Genomic DNA, 4,396 nt, shown 5'->3' with positions numbered 1-4,396 from the left:
GGGGTCAAGCATCCCCATTGTTCCACTGCTCGAAAACTCAAGCAATACCAAGCCGCTCAAGATGTTATCCCATGACTTCAACCATATAATATGCTATTTGTCAATATTTAGAGGGCTGTTAAAAACCTACACCTGTCAGCCCTCCCCCCTGCCCCCTGCCCCCTGCCTCCTGCCCCCTGCCTCACCACGGCTTAAAACTTATGGATAAATGCAAATTTCGTGAATAACTATGGATAGAATTAACTGAGTTAGCCTTAATGTCTAATCCTCAAGACCTATATATCTCATGGATTTTGCTAATATTGCTTCCCAGTTAAATGCTGGAACGATTTTACCAGAGGGAATTGTCATTCTTACCCTCTTGGGGGTTTTGATTGTTGATTTGATTTTGGGGCGTACATCTGCACGCTGGATTGGATATCTAGCGATCGCTGGTTTACTTGCTTCCATTCTCGCCCTGTGTTTACAATGGGATTCCACCAATCCCCTCGCCTTTACTGGCGGTTTTAACGGTGATGACCTGAGTATTATCTTTCGCGGCATCATTGCCTTATCTGCTGCGGTGACAATCTTGATGTCAATTCGCTACGTTGAGCAGAGTGGTACTGCCCTAGCTGAATTTATCGCCATTTTATTAACTGCTACCCTGGGAGGAATGTTTTTATCCGGGGCTAGTGAGTTGGTGATGATTTTCATCTCCCTAGAAACCCTGAGTATTTCCTCTTATTTATTGACAGGCTATACCAAGCGTGACCCCCGATCCAATGAAGCGGCGCTGAAATACCTGTTAATTGGAGCTTCCAGCACAGCCGTATTTTTGTACGGTGTATCGCTGTTGTATGGTTTATCCGGTGGACAAACGGAACTGAGTGCGATCGCCAGCGCGATCTCCACAGCTAACATTGGTCAATCACTAGGTCTAGTAATTGCTCTAGTTTTTGTCATCGCAGGTATCGGTTTCAAAATCTCCGCCGCACCCTTCCACCAATGGACACCAGACGTTTATGAAGGCGCGCCCACACCCGTGATTGCCTTTTTATCCGTTGGTTCTAAAGCCGCAGGATTTGCCCTAGCCATCCGCCTACTAACAACCATCTTCCCCATCCTAACGGAAGAATGGCACTTTGTTTTCACCGCCCTAGCTGTGTTGAGCATGATCTTGGGTAACGTCGTCGCCCTAGCCCAAACCAGCATGAAACGGATGTTAGCCTACTCATCCATTGCCCAAGCCGGATTTGTGATGATTGGCTTAATCGCTGGCACAGATGCCGGATATTCCAGTATGCTCTTTTACCTACTGGTTTACCTATTCATGAACCTGTGTGGCTTCACCTGCATCATTCTCTTCTCCCTACGCACAGGAACCGACCAGATAGCCGAATACTCCGGTTTATACCAAAAAGACCCACTCCTAACCCTAGCTTTAAGTATCTCCCTCCTATCCCTGGGTGGAATACCCCCTCTAGCAGGATTTTTTGGCAAAATTTACCTATTCTGGGCTGGTTGGCAAGCAGGACTTTACTGGTTAGTTTTGTTGGGCTTAATTACCAGCGTTATTTCCATCTACTACTACATCCGTGTAGTAAAAATGATGGTAGTCAAAGAACCCCAAGAAATGTCCGACGTAGTGAAAAATTATCCCGAAATTCGTTGGAATTTACCAGGTTTTAGACCTTTACAAGTGGGTTTAATTGTAACTTTAATTGCTACATCCTTAGCAGGGATTTTATCCAATCCTCTGTTTTCCTTAGTCAATCATTCAGTTGCTAATACTCCCATCTTACAAGCAGAAAAAATTGCCAGTAGTCAAGCAAAAATAATTTCTACTGTCATATCTGAAGAATTATAGATTGTTAATGGGTAATGGGTAATAAGATTTTCCTTCACACCCAATTACCCATTTTTTTCCTTTACTGGCAGAGTAATCATAAACTCTGAACCTACTCCAGGAACTGAATCAAATTCTAAACTTCCTCCATGTTTATCAATAATAATTTTCCGCACAATAGATAAACCTAAACCCGTACCTTGTCCCACTGGCTTAGTAGTAAATAAATGCTCAAATATTTTAGACTGAGTTTCTGCCGACATTCCCACCCCATTATCTTTAATCCGAATCACAATACAATTTTCACATTCCATTAGTCTAGTTTGGATCTTAATTAAATTAGGATTTGACCTAATCTCACCAGCACTACGTCCAATATTAGATTCTTCTAAAGCATCAATGGCATTAGCCAACAAATTCATAAAGACCTGATTAATTTGCCCAGGGAAGCATTCTAACAAAGGTATTTCCCCATAGTCTTTAATTATTTCAATAACAGGACGATTTTTATTTCCCTTCAACCGATGTTTAAGAATTACTAGAGTATTATCAATACCTGTATGCAAATTAAAGGCAATTTTTTGTTCTGTATCTGCCCTAGAAAAAGTTCGTAAACTAGAACTAATTTGACAAATTCTATTTGTACCTTCTTTAATAGCAGAAATCAGCTTTGGTAAATCCTCACGTAAATAACCTACCTCTATAGCTTCAATTTCTGCTTGAATGTCTGGAAATGGATTTGGGTAGAACTCTTGATAAAGGTCTAGCAGATGCAGCAAGCTATGAACATACTCCCCCGCAGGGTCAATATTACCTAAAATAAAACCAATTGGGTTATTTATTTCATGAGCTACATCTGCAACAAGATTGCCTAAAACAGACATTTTATTTTGCATCATTTGTAGATTAACCAATGTCTGCTCTAGTTCTTGACTTCTTTGCGCTAACTTGTTCTGTGATTCCTCTAGATCATTAATTACATTTTTTAAGAGAGCTTCTTTTTTCTTATTCGTCTCTTCTAAATTGATCCTATCAGTTTCCGAGCGTTCCAATTGTTTTTGAATAACTCTATTAGCCTTTTGGAGTTTATTCAATTCTTTTTCATAATCAATAATTTCCATAGGTATTCATTTAATTCCTAAAATTAATGTTACGAAAGTTTCATTGTGAAATTGCGTCTGATTGGTGGTATTCAAAGGGGCAATTTCACCATTTGAGTAAAATCCACAAGCTGGTAAAGGAATAGCAAAACAGTTTTTAGTATTCTGATACTCTTGCAGTGTCTTAGTCCCAAGTAATTGCCGACGAGCCACACAAGAAAAAAATAGGACAGCCGATGGTTCTCTACCTGGATAACTATTTAATGCTGTCATAAATGATTCTTTAGACGCTGCCAGAATATCCTCACTACTTGCCACTGCCATTTGCACAGTTGCTTGGTCAGGGATGTCTGCAAAAAATGTCACACTTCCTGTTTCCTCATTATATGCGATCGGCGCTCTCATGTAAAAGCTTTCACTATTCGGAGGAAACACAGCTAGGGGATATTCCATTGAAGGAGCCAGGGAGTCCAAAAAATGACGATAGAAGTCTAAAGCAGGTTTACCATCTATCTCATAAATTATGTTTTTCTCCACCTTGGTAACTTGACTAGCTTTGCCGATAGGATGCCAACCACTAGCTACACCATGAGAAAACAAAATATTGCCAAAAAATAACAGCACTGGTATGGAATCAGTCAGGACTTGGGTGTTGAAAAACTGATAAGTATTTTGATATCTTGATTGATCAGCAGCTAAACCACCAAAGATAGGTATATTTTCCCCCAATACCTGTTTTAATCCCTCCAAGATTGATACACCGCTAGTTGTCAGGCTTTCTGGATGAGTTAAGCACAACCGGGGTTCTGCGGTGCTTTTTGCTTTGGCCTGTTCTATAGCTTGTTTTGCCGCAGCAATGGGATCCCTGGAAGCTTTACATCCTATTCCTGCATGAATTTCTACTTCGTCGGAGCAAAATAACATTAAGGTAATTGAGTCCTGCTGAAACTCTAGAACTGAGGATATTTCTCCGTCTGTAGTGCCACCAATTAATTCAATTGCTGGAAAAATAGCATAAATTCTCTGTAAAACGAGGAAATGGTCAAAATCAATGGCCGAAAACAGAATTCCGGCCTGTGGTGTTTTTCCTGCTAGAGCCGTGTGGCATTGCTGAAGAACTTCTTCAACTGCTAACCCTGATTCTGGATCGTTACTATGTCCTACTACTACCTGAAACATATATACTTTGATCAGAAAAATCTAGTTTCTATTCTTATACTAATATAGTTCCCAATTTGCCATTATAGACTGTGTTGTGCTAATTTTTTAAAGGATAGAAAGAGGCTAAATAACTATATTTTTGAGAGAGAGATCAAGATCACATAAGGTTTGTGATATTAGTTCATGCAAGTTTATTTTTAACATGATTTACTTTTTTAGTTAAGTAAGGTACGTCAGAATCCAATGCTGTTAGGTTAAGAGTTTTTATAGTTTTTGTAGGTTGGGTTAAGCGACAGCGCAACCCAAC

At 40.0% G+C, this 4,396-nt stretch carries 3 protein-coding genes; 1 reads left to right on the top strand and 2 read right to left on the bottom strand.

What is annotated here, in order from left to right:
* The first annotated feature begins 286 nt into the window (after positions 1–286).
* Complete coding sequence (locus tag VB711_RS17040; RefSeq protein ID WP_323287366.1) at positions 287–1,849, top strand: NAD(P)H-quinone oxidoreductase subunit N; 1,563 nt, start codon at positions 287–289, stop codon at positions 1,847–1,849.
* A gap of 44 nt (positions 1,850–1,893) precedes the next feature.
* Here VB711_RS17040 and VB711_RS17035 read toward each other — a convergent pair whose 3' ends face one another.
* Positions 1,894–2,949: an ATP-binding protein gene (locus VB711_RS17035; RefSeq protein ID WP_323287365.1), complete on the bottom strand. Its 1,056-nt coding sequence runs from the start codon at positions 2,947–2,949 to the stop codon at positions 1,894–1,896.
* 6 nt (positions 2,950–2,955) lie between these two features.
* On the bottom strand, positions 2,956–4,107 hold the full coding sequence (locus VB711_RS17030; protein WP_323287364.1) for an FIST signal transduction protein: 1,152 nt from the start codon (positions 4,105–4,107) through the stop codon (positions 2,956–2,958).
* Positions 4,108–4,396 lie beyond the last annotated feature (289 nt).

The organism is Cronbergia sp. UHCC 0137, assembly GCF_034932285.1.
Taxonomy (GTDB): domain Bacteria; phylum Cyanobacteriota; class Cyanobacteriia; order Cyanobacteriales; family Nostocaceae; genus Cronbergia.
The sequence above is the reverse complement of the archived record's forward strand: the minus strand, read 5'-3'. Positions and strand labels throughout refer to the sequence as shown.